Genomic DNA, 19,142 nt, shown 5'->3' with positions numbered 1-19,142 from the left:
ATTAGATGTAAACGGGAATTGCAATGGCAAGACGCATGATCAAAAAATGGATGCCGAATCATGAGAAAATTCGCCAGACACGCGCACTTAAAGTATTCGGCTCGTTGCTACATGATGCCAATTTGTGGCATTTAAACCGTCGTTCTGCCTCAGGCGCCTTTGCAGTAGGTCTGTTTTGCGCGTTTATCCCCGTTCCATTTCAAATGTTGCTTGCAGCCGCGGGGGCTATTCTATTTAGGGTTAACCTCCCCCTTTCAGTAGGCTTAGTTTGGATATCCAACCCTATCACCATGCCGCCACTGTTTTACTTCTGCTACGAAGTCGGTCGAGCGGTGCTTTCCGCACCCGCGCATCCATTTAACTTCGAGCTAAGTTGGGACTGGCTGATTTACAGTATCGAAACCATTGGCCCCGCATTTTTATTAGGCTGCTTTATCATGGGTACGCTCTCAAGCTTAGTCAGCTATATTGCGATTCGAGTGATGTGGCGCGTATCAGTTGTGCGCGCTTGGGAAGCGCGCCAACACAGAAACCAAAAGCGCGATTAATGATGTTCGTGTAGCGCTTGAGCGGGCTCAATTTGAGTGGCTCGCCATGCGGGATAAAGCGTAGCGACGGCGCTCATAATCACTGCCACACATGAGACTAAGGCGACATCGAACCAACGCCACTGTGAAGGCACCTCACTGACAAAATAAACGTCGTCCGACAGCACCTGAAAATGCAGTAGTTGCTCCATCAATAAAATAATATCGGGCAACGCCGAGGCTAGTAGAATCCCCAGAAGGCTTCCCCATACAGCTCCTTTTAGGCCGCTAAGTGTGCCCTGCCAGAAAAAGGTCGCGACAATTCGGCGATTATCTAAACCCATAGTTTTTAACATCGCAATTTGCGGACGTTTTTTAGTTACTGTCATCACTAATGTTGAGACTATATTAAAACAAGCCACCGCCATCACCAGTACGAGAACCAAGTAAATCACCGTACGAACTAACTCAATATCGCGATACAAATGACCCTGCGTTCGCATCCAGTTATCAACATAGACCAGTTCTGGTAATCGATTACCGACCTCATTGGCAATTCGTGGTGCCTGAAATACATCATCTACTTTTAACTCGACGGTAGAAACACCTCGCTCGATCTCACCTATCGTGCGTGCGGTGGCGAGACTGACATATCCCATTTGATGGTCGAGCTCGCCTCCAAACTCAAATAGACCCACTACCTTAAGAGCATGACGTTGGGGAGAACGAAACTGTTGGCTACTTTGATCGGCTACTAACAACTCTAATGTGTCACCCACCTCGACCCCGTAGCTTTTAGCAATCCCCTGACCTAAAACAATGGTGTTCGGACCACCAAGACGCGCCAAGCTGTTATCGCTAAAAAATTCGGTCGCACTCGGATGCGGCCCGCCGACAGCAATACCCTCCAAAACAATACCCTTAAACTGATCGCCTGAGCGCAACATGGCTGTTTGCTTGATAACGGGGTATGCTTCAACAACACGACTATCTTGCTTAGCGATTTCGACAATATTCTGCCAGCTACTAAAAGTGCCCTCCACTTTAGTAAACGAGACATGGGGAACCGCTCTAAGCAGCTTTTGCTCCAACACATTTTGAAATCCGTTCATCATAGAAAGGCTAGCAATTAATACTGCGCAACCCAGCACGATGCCGACCGTAGATGACGACGCAATAAATGCAAACAAGCCTGAACGGCTGCGCCGCTCGGAGAAACGTCTAGCTAGCTTAAGTGTAAGCATGCGCTTCACCCACGGCTGACAATGTGCCATTGTGCAGACGATAAATAGAGCCAATTCGCTCTGCTAACTCCATATCGTGTGTCACGATAATAAATGCTGTGCCAAATTCTTTATTCATTTCCAAAATTAGCTCGAATACCGATTCCGCTGTCTGTCCATCTAAGTTACCGGTGGGCTCATCCGCCACAACCAATTTAGGCTTATTCGCAAAGGCCCGCGCAATGGCAACTCTTTGCCGTTCACCGCCGGATAGCTGAGCGGGTCGATGGTGCATACGTTCGGTTAACCCGACACGTGCTAACAACGCACGCGCTTGTTCGGTTGCTTGGTGCTCTGACTCACCCGCAATGCGTAACGGCATCGCAACATTTTCTAGCGCATCAAATTCGGGCAACAAATGATGAAACTGATAAACAAAACCAATATTTCGGTTTCTTAATTGCGCTTTTTGCGAACCATTAAGTTCTGTCAAAGCCACGTTCTCAAATAACACATGCCCTTCAGACGGTGTGTCCAACCCAGCTAAAATGTGAAGTAACGTGCTTTTACCCGAGCCCGAACTACCGACAATTGCCATCAGCTGGCCTTGGGCGACTGTTAAGCTCACATTTTTCAATACCGTCACTTGATTATCGCCATCGCGGAAGGTTTTACTCACGTTGTGCGCTTGAATTAAATCGTTAGTCATATCGTAACGCCTCAGAAGGTTCAGTTTGGGCGGCTTTGGCTGCGGGATAAAACGCCGCGACGAGAGTAAGTATAAGTGCTGTAGCGGCAATGAATAGCACTTGCTGCCATTCAAACTGCACAGGCAGTTGTTGCCCCAACCCAGCCACAAAATGACTCCCAAGAGCCTGTAAAATCGGATTGATAAAGGTCGCTATCAACACCCCTAACAGGGTGCCTAATAGGGTACCCACGATACCTATGTAACAACCTTGAATCAGAAAAACTCGCCGCACCTGCGCTTGTGTCAGGCCGATAGTTTGTAAAATTGCAATATCATGCCGTTTATCATCGATCACCATAGCCAGCGCGGACAATGTATTGAAGGCTGCAACCGCTATAATCAGCGCCAGCATCAGCCACATCATACGCTTTTCCATGCCTACGGCATCAAATAACTGACCATAACGCTGCCGCCAATCAGTAACGGTCAAGGTACTATTCGATCGAATGAATGACGCGATTTTCGGTGCGTTGAATGCGTCTTGCAATTGCACCTGAACATGTGTCTTTGACGCATTAGGATCGCGAATGAGTCGCGCCACATCATCAATATTTGCAACAGCCAAGTGTTTATCCAAGTCTGACTGCATCGCAAATACACCCACCAAACGAAACGTGCGTTGCGAAGGAAGCATACCCAATGGGCTGTATACAGCCCCTTTCGAAGAGACAATACGCACCCTGTCGCCGATAGCGAGCTTCAACTGATTCGCCAACGTTTGACCCAAAATAATGTTGTAATCGCCTGCTGCCAAGGACGACCACTGTCCGGCAATCAACGCGCTTTGCAAAGCCGGTGGGATTGACTGCGATTTTGCTCTGGCAATATCGAAGCCCTGCAACGTTACGACCGCAAGGTTACCCGGCACCTGTATCAATGCCTCAGTAGAAACATAGGGGGATATCGACTGTATCTCTCCGGCTGAGCGCAAATCCAAGACCGTAGCTAATTCACTTTGTACCTGGTCACCCTGTACTTGGATGTGCGGTACCCCGCCGAGAATGCGTTGCTTAAGCTCACCTTCAAAACCGTTCATGACTGACATCACCACAATGAGCGCCATTACGCCTACAGCGATTCCGCCTAATGCAAACCGTTGAATAAACCGAGTAAACGCAGAGTATGCTTTTGTTCGGCTATACCTCAACGCGATAGAGAATGTAATTGACCGCAAACGATGCCCTTGAAATGATGGTTGCTTATTAGAAAAGCTCAAGGATAATGAGTTGTTAGCAGCCTGACAACTTTGCGAGACAAAAATGCAGCCGAATCAGTCCATTAATTTGCGTCCTATTGGTGAGTATTTCACCGTAGCTGATAGCTTACCTGTGCAGCTCAATCCGGTTGCAGCAGAACGTATACCCTCTGACGAAGCGTTACAGGCTGAAATTCCAGAACTCTTTAAGCTCTGTTCAGAGCTCGCTGGCAGCGATCAATCTGCGTTACAGCGTGTTCGCTCAGAAAATCCTAACTCACCTGCATTGATTGACGCGCTCGCACTGATTAATCAGCGTATGGGGATGATGTTGGGCTACGTTCTGAGTCATACTCATAACGACGATTACTCACTTACAGCGCATGAGTTCGGTGGCGGAGGCTTTCGCGTGAAGGTAACAGAACCCTTTACTGTGGGAGATAAGTTTCAAGCTAACTTAATTTTTCGCGAAGAGTCGTTGGCGGTTTACTGTTATGTCGAATGCGTCGAGTGCGAGACACAGACTGAGAATACGCGCGAAGCTACATTCTCGTTTTTGCAAATCCGCGAGCAAGATCATGAGCATGTGATACGTCATAGTTTGCATAGCCAAACCCGTCACCTTAAAGCACGAGCGGAACAGAGGAAGCAAGCAGATAAGCCAGAAAACTCATAGTGATAACATCCAAATCACGTCTATTTTGAGTATAATGCAGCACAGAATTGCAGTTAACGTTAGGTAGTCATGACTAAAGTTTCGGTTTTCAATCCACCTTTTGCAGACTCAGCCCAAAAAGACATTACTTGGACTGAGTTAAATGGAAGCTCACCCGCTCTTGCGCTTGCGAAAGTTATCGATCGTACGCCAGGACGCGTGCTGGTCGTCACAGCAGATGCCAACCAAGCGCATCGTCTAGAGCAAGAAGTACGCTATTTCGCGGGTGAGAACACCGAATATCATGACGATATAACGGTCTTTCCGGATTGGGAAACACTGCCTTATGACACATTCTCGCCCCATCAAGATATTATCTCTGAGCGTCTCAGTGTTCTAGCACGCCTCCCGCAAGCACGACGAGGCGCCTTGATTGTTAGCTTAAATACCTTGTTGCAACGTATCGCCCCTGTTGAATTTGTGCAAAGCCAATCTCTCGATCTCAGTATTGGTCAGCAGCTCGATGCCTTAGCTCTACGTGAGCAGCTCGAACGTAACGGCTATCGTGCGGTTGAACAGGTCATGGAACATGGCGAGTTTAGTAGTCGCGGTTCGATATTAGATCTATTCCCGATGGGAAGTGAGTCACCATTTCGAGTCGATTTCTTTGATAACGAGATCGACAGTATTCGTCCATTCGACCCTGAGACACAGCGTTCACTAGAGCCCGTCGATTCGGTCAAGTTACTACCTGCGCACGAGTTTCCTCTAACTAAGGCGGGTATCGAACACTTTCGCGCCGCTTTCCGCGAGCGTTTCGAGATAAGCAATGAACGCGAATCCCTGTATCAACAAGTTAGCAAAGGACAGGCGCCTGGCGGGATTGAGTACTACTTACCATTGTTCTTCGAACAGACGGCAACGCTATTTGATTACCTACCTGATGACGCGCTATTGGTTACCTTTGGCGACATTCAGGGGACGCTTGAAAAGCTCTGGACTGATATTAGTCACCGCTACGAGCAGCGCCGATACGATCAACAAAAGCCGTTGTTGCATCCAAACGAAGTGTTTATGTTGGCGGAGCAAGTTCACAGCCGTTTCAAACATATGCGGCGCATACGTGCGGCCGTCCCGGCTGGTAAACCGACCCCCGGCGCAGTCACTTTTGATACTAACGCAGTGACTGATATCGCCGCAGAGCATCAAAATAAACAACCTTTTGCCAAGCTTAAGCAACTCATTGAGGATGCTATCAACCGCCAGCAACGTCTATTATTTATGACCGAGTCTGCTGGTCGAAAAGAAGCACTGCACGATATCCTCGGCCGCATTGGCTACCCTGCCCCAAGCGTCATGCACTTCAGTGATTTTGAGCAATCAGACGAGCCTCTAGCAATTACAGTCGGACCCATCATTAACTCGGTGTTTTTGGGCTCAGAAGACATTTACCTGATTACTGAAACGGAGTTAATGGGCAACCGCGTCTCGCAACGTCGTCGCCGTGAACAAAAACCAACGCAAAGCTCCGATGCACTCATTCGAAACCTAGCCGAGTTAAAGACAGGACAACCTGTTGTTCACATCGATCACGGTGTGGGACGCTATCAAGGGCTCACGACACTTGACGCGGGCAACGTTACCACTGAATTTGTTACTATCGAGTATGCTCAGCAATCAAAGCTCTATGTGCCGGTGGCAAGTTTAGACGTGCTGAGTCGTTACAGTGGCGGCGAAGAAAATCATGCCCCGTTACATAAACTCGGCAATGATAGCTGGGAGAAGGCTAAAAAACGGGCGGCGGAAAAAATACGGGACGTTGCTGCTGAATTATTGGATGTTTACGCCAAACGCGCTTCTAACGAAGGTTATGGGTTTACAATAGACCAAGATGATTATCATCGCTTTGCTGAAGGGTTTCCATTTGAAGAAACTACTGACCAGCTCAATGCTATTAATGCCGTCGTACAGGATATGGCAGCAGCTCAACCTATGGATCGCTTAGTTTGCGGCGACGTCGGATTTGGTAAAACAGAAGTTGCGATGCGCGCCGCGTTTATTGCCGTCAACGACAACCGTCAGGTCATGGTATTAGTGCCTACAACGTTGTTAGCGCAGCAACATTACGAGAACTTTAAAGATCGCTTTGCCGACTGGCCAGTGCGCATTGAGGTACTATCGCGCTTCAAAACTGCAAAACAGTCGAAACAAATTCTTGCGGACACCGAAGAAGGCAAGGTTGATATACTCATCGGTACCCACAAACTGTTACAAGGTGATATTAAACCTAAAGCCTTAGGCTTATTAATTGTAGATGAAGAACACCGCTTCGGCGTAAGGCAAAAAGAGGCAATCAAACGCCTGCGTGCCAATGTGGACATCTTAACGCTCACGGCCACTCCGATTCCGCGTACACTGAACATGGCAATGAACAATATCCGTGATTTGTCGATTATCGCAACACCACCGGCTCGACGCCTCGCTGTTAAGACCTTTGTGCGTGAACATGACAATGCCACCATTCGAGAGGCCATCTTACGAGAAACCTTACGCGGTGGACAGGTTTACTTCCTGCACAACAATGTCGACACCATTGAGAAAACAGCCCGCGACATCGAAACGCTGGTGCCAGAAGCAAGTGTGACCGTCGCACATGGCCAGATGCGCGAGCGTGACCTTGAACGTATTATGAGTGACTTCTATCACCAACGCTTTAATGTCTTGGTTTGTACTACAATTATCGAAACGGGTATTGATGTACCTAGCGCCAATACGATTATCATTGATCGCGCTGACCATCTTGGCCTGGCTCAGTTACATCAGTTGCGAGGACGCGTTGGACGATCTCATCACCAAGCCTACGCTTATCTTCTCACGCCACATCCAAAGCGGATGACCAAAGATGCGCTAAAACGCTTAGAAGCGATTTCACAGCTAGAGGATTTAGGCGCTGGCTTTATGTTGGCGACCCATGATCTTGAAATTCGCGGTGCAGGAGAGCTGCTTGGCGACGATCAAAGTGGTCAAATTGAAAGCATTGGTTTCACCCTATATACCGATATGCTCGAGCAAGCGGTTGAGTCGCTCAAAGATGGCAAAGAGCCGACACTCGAAGGCCTCACACGCAGTCGTGCAGAAATTGACTTGCGTATACCCGCACTACTACCAGACGACTATATAGCTGACGTCAATACGCGCTTAAACATTTATAAGCGCATCGCAAGCTGCAACAATGACGAACAACTTGAAGATATTCAGGTCGAGTTAATTGATCGGTTTGGTCTGTTACCGGATGCCAGTAAAAATCTGGTGGCTCAAACACGTATTCGCAATCACGCCGAAGCGTTAGGAATACGTAAAATCGATATGGGCAATCAAGGCGGTACGATAGAGTTTAATGAAACACCCAAGGTCAAGCCTGAAACGATTATTGGTCTTATTCAAAAATGTCCTCAAAATTACCGCTTAGAGGGGCCGACGAAACTCAAAGTCACTCAATCGATTGAGGATACTCAAAGTCGCTTAAAACTGATACAGTCACTTTTAGAAGAGCTCGCCAGTGATACATAAATTTGGGGAAAACAACATGAAGTTTAAGGGGTTAGTTGTTGGTTTGCTGACAACCTGTAGCTTATTGGGGTTGCCCAAGGCACAAGCGAAACAGGATCCCGAATATTGGCGTTGGTTTGAAGTTGAAGTTTTATTGTTTAAGCATACAGTCGACCAAGATATAAGCGAGCGCTTTCCACTTAAGGTAGAACCCATAAAAACGGGGTCTGCCACCGACCTTATCGCCACGGTAGTCAATCGGGATTATCACAACTTGCGTGCTAATCTGGCACTATGTGAATTACCTGAAAATGACTGGCAGTGGCGTGAGTTGCCCTGTCGTTATAACGACGAAAGCCTTTCGATAAAAATCAACGGAAGCCCATTTAATCGGCCGAGTAAGCTATCTCAGCTTGATCGCTTACCTGTACACTTTGCCGGTAAAACCAAAGATCTCAATACTGCTCGCAACCCCTTCTTAGTGGCTAAAGATCACTGGGTACTTAATGAGACGGAACAAACCTTAGAGCAGCGAGGACTTGCTGAGCCACTCCTACACTTAGCTTGGCAGCAACCTGTGTTTGGACGGGACGACAACTACAAATTTCGTCTCTATGGCGGGAAGAACTTTGCCGAGCGTTATCAATTCAATGGATTCATGAAGCCTGACGATGGAGTAAAGTACGCGCCTAGCGACCCAGGTGTCGACAACGATCCGCTCGCGCGCCGTATGCAAAATATTGATGAGCTTTTCACTATATTAAATCAAGGGGACCATCGATTCGGTGTAAACAAAGGCGGACAATCTCTAGCCCCACTGCAGCCAGAAACCACCGACACGCCCGTCTGGGAACTTGATGGCACCTTGCATGTATTCTTAGTTGGCAATTATTTACATATCAAAGGTGACTTCAATCTGCGTGAAGAAGCGCTTGTCGCTCCACCTAGTGGAAGTTTGACTGATCAAGCCTCAGAAATGCTCACATCCAAGCAGGCTCAAGTCGATGGCGAGCGATTTTTACGTAGCTATCGATTTGACCAGTTACGTCGAGTAATCAGTCATGAAACACACTACTTTGATCATCCAAAATTAGGTATGATTGTGCAAATTCGTCGCACAGATTTATCCGCGCGACGTTACTAAAGCATCGAATTAACAGGCAGGAGCGACAATGGAAAAGTATGAAGAACTTTTACTTGCGTTACGTAAAGTCATTCGCGCCATTGATCTTCACTCCAAACAACTTAATAAATACTCTGGATTAACAGCTCCACAACTCCTGATACTTCGAGAGATTGTGGCTCGTGATGGCATTACCGCCAGTGAAGTTGCTCAAAACATCACTTTAAGCCCAGCCACCGTGTCAAATGTCATCGAACGCATGGAACACCGTGGTTTAATCTATCGTAGACGTAGTAACACCGATAAACGGCGTGTTCTGATGTACATCACCGAACAAGGCCAGTCTTTACTGGCCCAAGCGCCTCAGCCTCTACAAGAAGACTTTATCGAAAAATTTCAAGGTCTTGATGAATGGGAGCAATCGCTACTGCTGTCATCTATGCAACGCATTGCCACGATGATGGATGCCGAGCGGCTCGATGCAGCTCCAGTCTTAGAGGTAGGAAGTTATCATAAAATGGACAAGCACTCATGAAGAAACTCTTAATTGCTACCGCACTGTTGCTTAGTACAGGAACCGCTTTCGCACAACAATGCGGTGAAGAGCAAGCGAGTATTACACCGATTTCAGTGATTCAAGGCCACGCTTGGCAATCTCCTTTGCTTGATCAGGAGGTGACCACCGCAGGAACGGTGACGGCAAACTGGACAGCCGACAATGAACTGGCTGGTTTTTTCCTACAAAGCAATGAACCCGATGATGATCCCCTCAGTTCCGAAGGTATCTTCGTGAGTGTCGCAAATGAACAAACATTTACGGAAGGTGACCTTGTGGTTGTTACAGGGCGTGTTGCTGAAGTCAACGAACAGACTCGTTTAGTTGACGTCAGTGCTATGCAATCATGTCCGCAAGCGCGTCCTATGCCCGCGCCCGTCACTGTTCGACTGCCTTTCAAAAGCAATGAGCAGCGCGAACAGTATGAAAATATGCGGGTCACTTTAGTAGCATCTGATGGTCATGACTTAACGATTTCCGGTCATTATCAACTGCCACGACATGGATATTTTGACGTTTCCAGTGGCCGCCTATTTACCCCCTCCCAAATTGTTGAGCCTGGTAAATCGGCGCGTGAACAAATGCAACGTAACCAGTTAAACCGAGTGCAAGTCGATGATAACAGTGACATTGAGCCGTCGACTCTACCGTTCAGTGCATTAACCAGCAAGGCACAAAACTCCGTACGCAGTGGCACGACACTGGAACCTATCGTCGGTATACTAACGGAGTTTCGCGGCAGAGCGCGTATCCAACCTACTGAGGCTATTGTAGCTAAACACATTGATGAACCCGAGTCACCTAACGAAAAAGGTGACCACTTACGCATTTCCAGTTTTAATGTGCTTAACCTCTTCAATGGCAATGGCGAACAGAACGGCTTCCCAACCGAACGCGGGGCTCAAAGCTTCGACGCCTACCAGCGCCAGCAAACTAAAATCTTATCGGCACTGGTCGAAATTGACGCTGACGTATTTGGTTTAATGGAAGTTGAAAACGACGGCTACGGCCCTGACAGTGCGATTGTTCAGTTAGTCAACGAGCTCAATAGCGAGCAAAGCAGTCACTATGTAATCGCTGAGCCTCGAGCCCAACGTCTCGGTGATGACCAAATAGCCGTTGGATTAATTTATAATCGAAACAGAGTGAAGCCCTTAGGGCACGCGCACACGTTAACAGAAGGGCCATTCCGTTCTGGTAGCCGCCCTCCTCTCGCCCAAGTATTCGAAGATAAACAAACAAGCAAACAATTCACTGTAGTGGTCAATCACTTTAAATCTAAAGGTGGCTGTCCAGAGCAAGGCGCCAATGCCAATCAACGTGATGGGCAGTACTGTTGGAATCAACAGCGGGTAGACTCTGCTAAAGCGCTTACTGAATGGATTGCACAAAATGATTTTCCAGCGCCGGTATTGCTTGGCGATTTTAACGCCTACTTTAAAGAGGACCCAATACGTTATATCGAGTCGCAGGGCTTTACTAATGTATCGGAGGCTGAAGACTACTCTTATGTCTTCGATAGCCAGGCGGGCGCTCTCGACCACGTATTTGTTGATAAAACGCTTGCTGAATCGATAACAAATGTTCAGCATATTCACTACAACAGTGATGAGCCCACAGTGTTCAGTTATGAGGACACCGAATACTTTGAGCCGGGTCCCTATCGCTCATCGGATCACGATCCTGTCATCATCGATGTTGAATTTTAGCCTCGTTTATTACCAAATCTGAGCTCAAATTCAACACCAACCATCCAGTGGCCTCGCCTCGTTTCGAAGCGCTCTTCGCGAGGCCAATGGTGACCGACCCACGTCTCCATTAACAGCCAAGATTTATAAATCTTACGTCTATCAAGTACGCGGATACCGTAGTCCGTTACCGTAACCGGCGCTTCATTTTCACCTTCAGACCAAATTTCGGTAGCGTATGCGTGGTCAACATCTGTCAAAAAGTAAACGATGGCTGAGGAGCTCCAACGTACACCCTGAGTTTCTTGTGCAAATGTTCCAAGTGCAGACCACTTAGCAACAACGTCTGTGGTTAACTGTGTTTCCGTATCGACCCGTTGCGCAACGCCATAGCCATCGCTATCGCGCCAAAATACCGATGACTCCCAACGCATTAAACTTGCATCAGAAAGGATACTATCAACGCGGTAACGTGCGCGGGCATACGTATCAAATCGAATACCGCCGCGGATTCCAATACTGTAGGTTAATCGATGGGCTTCATTAACTTGACGGCTAAACCCCAAACCAACAAGCCACTCATCATCCGTGGTGGGTGAATTAATAACAGAGGGCCGACCAACATCTTGTTGATCAAGAAACTCGCCCTCATCGACCTGACCAAGAAAAGCAGAAAAATCTTTCTTGGCATGAGGAAGCTTGAATTGCGCTCGAAACCGCGAATCGACCTCAAATTTGTGGTAGCCCGACCATTGAGGGGCTACCGTTAAACGCCCATAAGTTTCGTGCTCATCGCTACTCATTCCGCGGTCAGCAAAAAAACCATCTATCCAACGAGCGCTCGATTCGACGGTCGTCTCTAATCCTTTACGAAAGCCCTCAAGCCAACCGTCTGAGGAACCGTCTTGAGCATGTGGCTGTGCATCTTCCGTTGTTGTCTGCGCGTGGATAGGCGTAGCAACTATCCATAACACGAGCAGAAAAATTCCATTCACATAAATCTTTTTCATCCCGACTGACCTATATTGTTATTAGATGCGGTAAATGCAGGAGGCTTTATGTCCAAATATATTTTTCCCATGCTCGCTTTATTTTTCACTCACTTGAGCATGGCACAAAATCAAATCAACGAAAAGCAATCTCACGAGCAAATAGCAACTTTTGCGGGTGGGTGTTTTTGGTGTGTTGAAGAAGCATTTGAACAAATGAACGGTGTTCGCGAGGTGATCTCCGGTTATAGTGGTGGATCCGAGGCTAACCCCAGCTACGAGCAGGTTTCAGCCGGGCAAACAGGTCACACTGAGAGCGTTCAAGTTTACTACGACCCGAACATAGTCTCCTACGCCGCACTGACACAGAAGTTTTGGCGTATCATTGACCCGACTGATAACAAAGGTCAATTTGTTGACCGAGGTCAGCAATATCGTCCAGAAATTTTTTACCACACCGAGCAGCAACGCCAAATTGCTCAGCAAACGAAACAGTACCTAGCCGAGAAAGGTCCATTCAAAGAGCCGATCGTCGTGCCGATAACTCGGTTCAAGTCCTTCTATCCCGCTGAGGACTATCATCAAAATTATTATGATAAAAACCCTATCCGCTATAAAGTCTATACGTTTAACTCCGGGCGCTATGATTTCATCGAGAAGTACTGGGGAGACACCTCAGGTATTGATTATCAACAGTACACCAATCAAAACCCCAATGGAGTCAATCAATCGGATGCAGCGCAAGCGCGCTGGAGAGGTTACACCAAACCGAGTGATGAAGTGTTGCAGCAAAAGTTAACTGACATTCAGTATGAGGTGACACAAGAGGATGGTACTGAGGAGCCATTCAACAACGCTTATTGGGATAACAAGCGCCCCGGCATTTACGTTGACATTCTTAGTGGTGAGCCCTTATTTTCATCTACAGATAAATACAAATCAGGCACTGGTTGGCCCAGCTTTACCCAACCAATCACATCCGATGCGGTAGTGGAAAAAGAGGATAACAGTTGGTTTTACACGCGCACAGAAATCCGCAGCCGCTATGGCAATAACCACATCGGTCACGTATTCAGCGATGGTCCCGAGCCAACGGGTTTACGCTACTGCATGAACTCCGCTGCACTAGAGTTTATCCCTTTGGATGAGATGCAAGAGCGCGGTTACGGCGAATACATTAACTATGTATCCGCCGACCAATAGTCCCTTAGGCTGTCCAGCCGAGTTCTTGAGCGCGTTGCTTTGCCTGCTCAGGAACATCGGTTGCGACAAAGTGGTGGTGTAGCACTTGTACGCCCAACATGTGGTTGATCACCGCATCGAGCTGTACTTGCTCTTCCGGCGTCACATCACTTGAACTATGACGCGCGAATACTGCCTCGACCTCGTTAAAGTCGAGCAGCCCTGCATCTTTTACCGCTTGCTCACTTAAAAATTCTTCCGCCAGTCGCTCTACTGCCTTCCACTTTTCTGGATCGGTATGCGCGGGCGGCGCCATAAAGGCAAATTTTTCGCGTTTATAGAGCGTCTCGGGCAACAGCCCTTTCATCGCTTCACGCAAAACGTATTTCTCTTTATTGCCTTTAATACGTAAATGCGGCGGTACCGTGAACGCATATTCGGCCAAGTGGTGATCAAGGAACGCGGGTCGTGCTTCCATCGAATTCGCCATGTCCACGCGGTCACCGCCCCAAGTCAGAATTTGACCCTCCAACATAGTTTTAATCCACACGTACTGCGCGCGATCAAGTGGGTGTCGTCCGGCCAAATAAGTTTCATCTAGCGTATCCGCTATTGCCTGACCCGGGTCATAGTCCTCTAATTGCTTCTGTAAATCCCTGTTAATAAGCGGTTTAGCTACGCTACTGCAAGAGAGCCAAGGCTGTACACAGCTCGGCGTGAAGCCCACTTTTTTATTCAAAGCGTCGCTGCTAAACTCCTCGCGCGCCAACATGGCTCCCTTAAATAGCTGGTTGTTTTTCTCCAGTAGCTTTTGCCACTCGAGGCGCTCAATTTCGGGTAGATGATCGAGGCCATGCAAAAACATATCCTTGCGAAATGCTGGATAACCGGCAAATAGCTCATCCGAGCCCTCACCCGTCATAACGACTTTATAACCCGCCTCATGCACTTCCTGACTCATCAGGTACTTGGCAACACCGAGCGTGTTGTAGATAGTCCGTTCAGTGTGCCATAGCGTTTTTACAAAATGGTCGTACAGATCGTTCGCCTTAAGCGCCATAATATGATGATCAGCGTCAGTCGCCTCGGCCATTTCACGTGCAATCGGTGTCTCGTCATAGTCATCCGAGTCAAAACCAATAGTAAAAGCTTTAACTGAGGTTTGTGTCGATGCCGATGCTAAGCCCAAAATCGAACATGAATCGATGCCTCCGGAGAGATAACAGCCTACGGGTACGTCAGCAGTCATTCGGTGTTGCACCGCCTCTAAGAGCTTTTCACGCACGCCTTCGACATATTCTGTCTCATCGACCTCGTCACCTGGATAGTCGTGTTCGTTAGGAAAATTGACGTCCCAATACTTCAACGTATCAATATTAAGCTTACCATCAGCACGTCTAATTTTAACCACCTGCCCAGGCTGCACTTGATGTACGCCCTCAAATGCCGTTGAACCGGGCACCATCACTTGAATCAGTTGGTGATATAAGCCCTCAGCTGAAAACGCGCGCTTTACTTGCGGATGAGCGAATAGGACTTTTAACTCCGAGCCAAAAACGACACCTTCGTCCGTCTCGGTCCAATAAAGCGGTTTAATACCGAAGCGGTCGCGCACTAAATAAAGTGCATCTTCGTCTTTATCATACAAGCCAAATGCGAACTCGCCGCGTAGCTCCTTTAATGTGGCTTCGAGGCCATAGCGTTCAAATAGATGCAGTACGATTTCTGAGTCACTTTTGGTACGAAAGCGCGCACCCCGTGCCGTCAAATCCGCTCGAATACGTTTAAAGTCATAAAACTCACCGTTGTGAGTTAGCATCAGTCGTTCATCAGCAGACAAAAAAGGTTGCTTAGCACGCTCTTCATTTAAGTCAATAATTGATAACCGAGCATGACTGAAACCAATCCCCTGCTCCGGCTGTATGTGATAGCCATATCCATCAGGCCCCCGATGATGCATTATCGCAGCCATATTGACCAAGGTCTGAGCGTCGATAGAATCATTGACGCGGTGATTGAATACTCCAGCAATTCCGCACATCTTCGTTTTTCCTTGTGTTATACGACATCGATAACGCGCTCGGCGCGTTGAACCATACACGTGAGTAACGCCATCCTCAAAAACACCGCGCCCCGGGCTTGGCTGAAATACCAGTTATGTGGCGTATGATCGAGATCCGTTGCTAGCTCAGGTCCACGTGCCAGGGGGTGCAAGATAATGGCATCTTTTTTAAGCGGTGACTGAGCATCAAGGCTGAATGATTTTCCATAAGTGTTAAACGTTTCACCCTCCCACGATATCGCATTAATGTAGACCACATCGATATCCGGTAAGGTCGCGTTAAGGTCCGTAGACGTACGCACACGAATGCCCGCTTGTTCTATTTGCTCACGTTGTTGTTCGGCGAACAACTGCCCTGTGACCGATTCATCATGAATAATGACTAACTCTTTCACCGCATCTGGAAATTTGAGCAAGCTTTTAATGAGACTTCTCACCGTGCGCATTTTATTGGGAACACCAATAATGCCCACACTCACTGCGTGCTCCTTAGCATCGGCCGTGGTGAGTTCCGGCTTCCATTTAAACAAGGCATATAGATCAGCTAACGCCTGGGTCGGATGCTCATCACACCCGTTGCCCGCATTAATGATCGGAATCCGCAACGAATCGATCATTTCCTCTAACGAGGACTCGTTGTTATCTCGGAGCACCACACAGTCGCCGTAGTTATTAAACATTTCAGCGACATCGGCGAGGCATTCGCCTTTCGCAATCCCAGTAGTAGAGCGATCAGTGATCGACATGATATCGCCGCCTAAACGGTGCCAGGCACTCTCAAATGAAAGTCGCGTGCGCGTACTCGGCTCATAAAAGGCAGAAATTAAGATTTTGCCCTGCAACGACGTGCTAAAACGTCGTGGATTGGCCTCGTACTTTGCTGCGAGTCGAAACAACTGCAACATACCATTTTGTGTAAACTGATCCGACGAAACAATGTGTTGATTAGCCAGTTTCAACAGGTAATCACCATCCTCTTGAATCGCTCTTAGCAATGCTTTGGGATGTGCGTCGCCGCACACGTCAGGTCTGTCCCGCTCAAAGGAAACATCCTTTATATTCATACAGTTACCATATTGATTTAGAAAAATAATCTTTTAAAAACAGACCGGTAAGTACAACCGGCGCTAATACTGTGAGAATGAGCGCCCCCGTGACCAATAAATAAAATGCAGTTTCTGAAATAATCATTGTCCATTCTCCTGCAATTCATGCCACGAAAACTGACGTTTGTTGAATACAATACCGATTGCACAAATCAGGCCTGATACAGCACAAGAAACCAATGCTGCGACGTAAAATCCAATCCAAAAATAAGCGACCAGCCCGACTATCGTACCCGCCGCCATTGCTATTCCAGCGAAAGTTCCTTGCAGGCGTCGCCAGTAAAGTCCTATCACAATGGGCCAAATGGTGCTTGCCACAAAAGCTCCCGCAAAGTTTAATAGCGCGCCCAAGGTCGCTATTCGCGGTAAGCACAAGAGCCAGGTCATCACGCCAAGGCCGAGTAAGCAATAACGATTAAACCGCATCAGTTGCTGATCAGATGCGGTCTTCTTAATTAATTTATGATAGATATCCTGGGTGACTAAGTCAGACGAGGCCGCCAGTAACGAGTCAAGACTAGATGCCAACGCCGAGAACACCACAATAAACACCAGTATGGCACCTGTTTTGCCAAGCACCGATGAAGCCACCGCCGGACCTATCATATCGGCCGATGCTGGAAATATACCCAGTTGAGGCGCAGCCAATGCGATAAATCCAGTGACAATTGGAATCGGTAACCACAACAAACCACCGGTTAAATAAGCTTTATACGCAACGTCCTTACGAAAGGACAAGGCGCGCGACCACCACACGTTTGAGTGAAATATCTCACCCAATCCGAAAAATATATTATTAAATAAAAACATCACGGCTGCGGGAAATAGCAGATCTAATAGCTGCGGGTGCGCTTGACTCAACTCTGTATGTATACTGGTTAAGCCCACGTTATCGATCAACCAGTAAGCTACAACAGCAACACCGACGATAATAATTAAGGCTTGAATAAAGTCGGTAGCGATAACTGCACGTAAGCCGCCAAACAACGTGTAGCCCACACACATCGCTAAAATAATCGTCATGCCTATGTAGTAATCTAAGCCACTCAATGCTTCGAGCAGAATTCCACCTGCCATACCGAGGCTCACCAGCCAGCCGAACGCATACACGACTGAAATAACCAAAAACACCGCCCAAGCGAAACGGCCATAGCGCAACCGGATAAAATCGCCCGACGTATAGCCTTGAGGTAGCAATTGTTTAATACGTTTGGCCATCGGCGCGAATAACAATAACCCCAGCGCGGCAAACGAGTAACCGACCATTCCCCACACACCCAACTGATAAGTGAGTTGAGGCGCCACCAAGGTTGTATTACTCGTCACCCATGTCGCCATGGCGGTAGCTGCTGCGAACGCGAAGCCAACATTCCGCCCCGCTAGTGCGAAGTCCTCATGTGATTTGTTTTTTCGCCCGAGCCAAACACCGAATGCAATCCATGCCAAGGCAAAGCCAACGATAATAAACAGTGCAGTCTGTGTATCCAGCGCAAACTCAGTCATGACGCACCGCCTTCTTATGTCCCATGATTAATGTCAGCAGTAATAACAAAAATAGCAGTGCGCCCAACGCGAACAATGTCACTGCCTGCCAAATCGGATAGTGCTCAACGGTGACCTCAATCGCCGTTTGGCTGACCACGCGCTGTTGATGCACGGCGCGAATATAATAATGACCCGATTCGAACCCCGTCAGGGTCACTTGGTTGAAGTCACCCATGACTGGCACGGTCTGCAATACGCTCGAAAAGGACTTGGTATGACTCACTTGGAGCGTCAAAGGCCGGAGTGCTGGCGAGACTTGCTGTAGCTCGACAACGAAATACCCCGCGCGGACCTCTTCGGTAGGCCCTGAGAGCACGACGGTATCCTCGCTCTGCGCCATCGCCGAACAAGATATTAATATAGATAACAACGCAAATAGCGCTTTGTTATAGCTTTTCAGCCACACCTGAAAGCTTGTCATATCATGAATTCTTATTATCTTTGACACAAATTTCAGCCTATCAGCGGTTCTCGGGCTTTTCAACTTAACTGGCTGAGTATGGCAAATTGATACATATTTTTTAACAACTCGCCAATTTCAATAAAATCAGATAGCTTGATACAAACCAATTAGTTTTGAATTGCGTATAATCTTTCAATGTAATCAACCACAAAGTTAATCTATGAAGTATTTATGTAGTTTAGGCTCAAATATCGAACCAGAACTCCACTTTTCTCGCGCTAAGCACTATCTTTATCAAATTTCTGATGAACTTGCTTTTACACGCGACATTCTTACCCGTCCCGTTGATATCGATACCCCACACCCCTTTCTGAATGCATTATTCACTATCGAAACAATGCTGACAGCTACGCAATTAAAGCAACGCTTTAACGAAATTGAAGAGCAACTCGGTCGGGACCGTGACGATCCGAATCGCAGCATCAAAGATCGTACAATTGATATTGATATCCTCGGTCCTGTCGATGAAGAGCCCGAGGTGCCCACCTATTTACAAGATATTGCTTACGAACTGAAGGAAGAATAACC

The 19,142-nt window shown here is 47.6% G+C and carries 17 protein-coding genes; 8 read left to right on the top strand and 9 right to left on the bottom strand.

The genetic code is table 11. The features are described 5' to 3' along the window. Positions 1 to 23 precede the first annotated feature (23 nt). On the top strand, positions 24 to 548 hold the full coding sequence (locus tag BFR57_RS02930) for a DUF2062 domain-containing protein (protein WP_071462554.1): 525 nt from the start codon (positions 24 to 26) through the stop codon (positions 546 to 548). Here BFR57_RS02930 and BFR57_RS02925 read toward each other — a convergent pair. From BFR57_RS02925 to BFR57_RS02915, 3 genes are read right to left on the bottom strand one after another with little or no spacing between them, the layout of a single operon-like run. Continuing rightward, a complete protein-coding gene (locus BFR57_RS02925) occupies positions 545 to 1,771 on the bottom strand; it encodes a lipoprotein-releasing ABC transporter permease subunit (RefSeq protein ID WP_071462553.1) in 1,227 nt (408 codons plus the stop codon). The two genes, BFR57_RS02930 and BFR57_RS02925, sit on opposite strands and share 4 nt — an antisense overlap. Then, a complete protein-coding gene (gene lolD / locus BFR57_RS02920; protein ID WP_071462552.1) occupies positions 1,758 to 2,459 on the bottom strand; it encodes a lipoprotein-releasing ABC transporter ATP-binding protein LolD in 702 nt (233 codons plus the stop codon). The genes BFR57_RS02925 and lolD overlap by 14 nt, the downstream gene beginning before the upstream one ends. Then, positions 2,452 to 3,675 carry a lipoprotein-releasing ABC transporter permease subunit gene (locus BFR57_RS02915; protein ID WP_071462551.1) on the bottom strand — a complete coding sequence of 408 codons (1,224 nt, stop codon included), beginning with the start codon at positions 3,673 to 3,675 and terminating at the stop codon, positions 2,452 to 2,454. Before BFR57_RS02915 ends, lolD begins: the two co-directional genes overlap by 8 nt. An 85-nt stretch (positions 3,676 to 3,760) precedes the next feature. On the opposite strand from BFR57_RS02915, the gene BFR57_RS02910 reads away from it, so the two are divergent. The 5 genes from BFR57_RS02910 (at position 3,761) to BFR57_RS02890 (ending at position 11,288) form a co-directional block, all read left to right on the top strand. Next, complete coding sequence (locus BFR57_RS02910; RefSeq protein ID WP_071462550.1) at positions 3,761 to 4,372, top strand: PilZ domain-containing protein; 612 nt, start codon at positions 3,761 to 3,763, stop codon at positions 4,370 to 4,372. A gap of 69 nt (positions 4,373 to 4,441) precedes the next feature. After that, positions 4,442 to 7,921, top strand: a complete 3,480-nt coding sequence (mfd, locus tag BFR57_RS02905; protein WP_071462549.1) for a transcription-repair coupling factor — start codon at positions 4,442 to 4,444, stop codon at positions 7,919 to 7,921. Positions 7,922 to 7,937: 16 nt separating this feature from the next. Next, positions 7,938 to 9,044: a CsiV family protein gene (locus tag BFR57_RS02900; protein ID WP_071462548.1), complete on the top strand. Its 1,107-nt coding sequence runs from the start codon at positions 7,938 to 7,940 to the stop codon at positions 9,042 to 9,044. Positions 9,045 to 9,072: 28 nt separating this feature from the next. Next, the gene (locus BFR57_RS02895) at positions 9,073 to 9,558 is read left to right on the top strand and encodes a MarR family winged helix-turn-helix transcriptional regulator (RefSeq protein ID WP_071462547.1); all 486 of its coding nucleotides are present in this window, start codon (positions 9,073 to 9,075) and stop codon (positions 9,556 to 9,558) included. Continuing rightward, positions 9,555 to 11,288 (top strand): ExeM/NucH family extracellular endonuclease, encoded by a 1,734-nt coding sequence (locus tag BFR57_RS02890; RefSeq protein WP_071462546.1) that lies wholly within the window; start codon positions 9,555 to 9,557, stop codon positions 11,286 to 11,288. The genes BFR57_RS02895 and BFR57_RS02890 overlap by 4 nt, the downstream gene beginning before the upstream one ends. On the opposite strand, the gene BFR57_RS02885 is transcribed toward BFR57_RS02890, so the two are convergent. Beyond that, positions 11,285 to 12,277: a hypothetical protein gene (locus tag BFR57_RS02885; protein ID WP_071462545.1), complete on the bottom strand. Its 993-nt coding sequence runs from the start codon at positions 12,275 to 12,277 to the stop codon at positions 11,285 to 11,287. The two genes, BFR57_RS02890 and BFR57_RS02885, sit on opposite strands and share 4 nt — an antisense overlap. A gap of 99 nt (positions 12,278 to 12,376) precedes the next feature. On the opposite strand from BFR57_RS02885, the gene msrB reads away from it, so the two are divergent. Continuing rightward, positions 12,377 to 13,459, top strand: coding sequence for a peptide-methionine (R)-S-oxide reductase MsrB (gene msrB / locus BFR57_RS02880; protein WP_367158746.1), 1,083 nt, complete (start codon positions 12,377 to 12,379; stop codon positions 13,457 to 13,459). 4 nt (positions 13,460 to 13,463) lie between these two features. Here the strand turns inward: msrB and asnB are convergent, their stop codons facing one another. Genes asnB through BFR57_RS02860 form a run of 5 tightly spaced genes read right to left on the bottom strand, consistent with a single transcriptional unit; the run spans position 13,464 to position 18,572 of the window. Then, positions 13,464 to 15,479, bottom strand: coding sequence for an asparagine synthase (glutamine-hydrolyzing) (asnB, locus tag BFR57_RS02875; protein WP_071462543.1), 2,016 nt, complete (start codon positions 15,477 to 15,479; stop codon positions 13,464 to 13,466). Positions 15,480 to 15,496: 17 nt separating this feature from the next. After that, positions 15,497 to 16,564 carry an aspartate carbamoyltransferase gene (locus BFR57_RS02870; protein WP_071462542.1) on the bottom strand — a complete coding sequence of 356 codons (1,068 nt, stop codon included), beginning with the start codon at positions 16,562 to 16,564 and terminating at the stop codon, positions 15,497 to 15,499. A gap of 4 nt (positions 16,565 to 16,568) precedes the next feature. Beyond that, on the bottom strand, positions 16,569 to 16,691 hold the full coding sequence (locus BFR57_RS12945) for a hypothetical protein (RefSeq protein WP_290439322.1): 123 nt from the start codon (positions 16,689 to 16,691) through the stop codon (positions 16,569 to 16,571). Continuing rightward, complete coding sequence (locus BFR57_RS02865) at positions 16,688 to 18,109, bottom strand: sodium:solute symporter family protein (RefSeq protein WP_071462541.1); 1,422 nt, start codon at positions 18,107 to 18,109, stop codon at positions 16,688 to 16,690. Before BFR57_RS02865 ends, BFR57_RS12945 begins: the two co-directional genes overlap by 4 nt. Beyond that, a complete protein-coding gene (locus tag BFR57_RS02860) occupies positions 18,102 to 18,572 on the bottom strand; it encodes a hypothetical protein (RefSeq protein ID WP_071462540.1) in 471 nt (156 codons plus the stop codon). The genes BFR57_RS02865 and BFR57_RS02860 overlap by 8 nt, the downstream gene beginning before the upstream one ends. Before the next feature lie 202 nt (positions 18,573 to 18,774). On the opposite strand from BFR57_RS02860, the gene BFR57_RS02855 reads away from it, so the two are divergent. Then, positions 18,775 to 19,140 (top strand): 2-amino-4-hydroxy-6-hydroxymethyldihydropteridine diphosphokinase, encoded by a 366-nt coding sequence (locus BFR57_RS02855; protein ID WP_071462539.1) that lies wholly within the window; start codon positions 18,775 to 18,777, stop codon positions 19,138 to 19,140. Positions 19,141 to 19,142 lie beyond the last annotated feature (2 nt).

Source organism: Idiomarina sp. MD25a (assembly GCF_001870515.1).
Taxonomy (GTDB): domain Bacteria; phylum Pseudomonadota; class Gammaproteobacteria; order Enterobacterales; family Alteromonadaceae; genus Idiomarina.
This window is presented reverse-complemented; position numbering and strand designations above follow the sequence as displayed.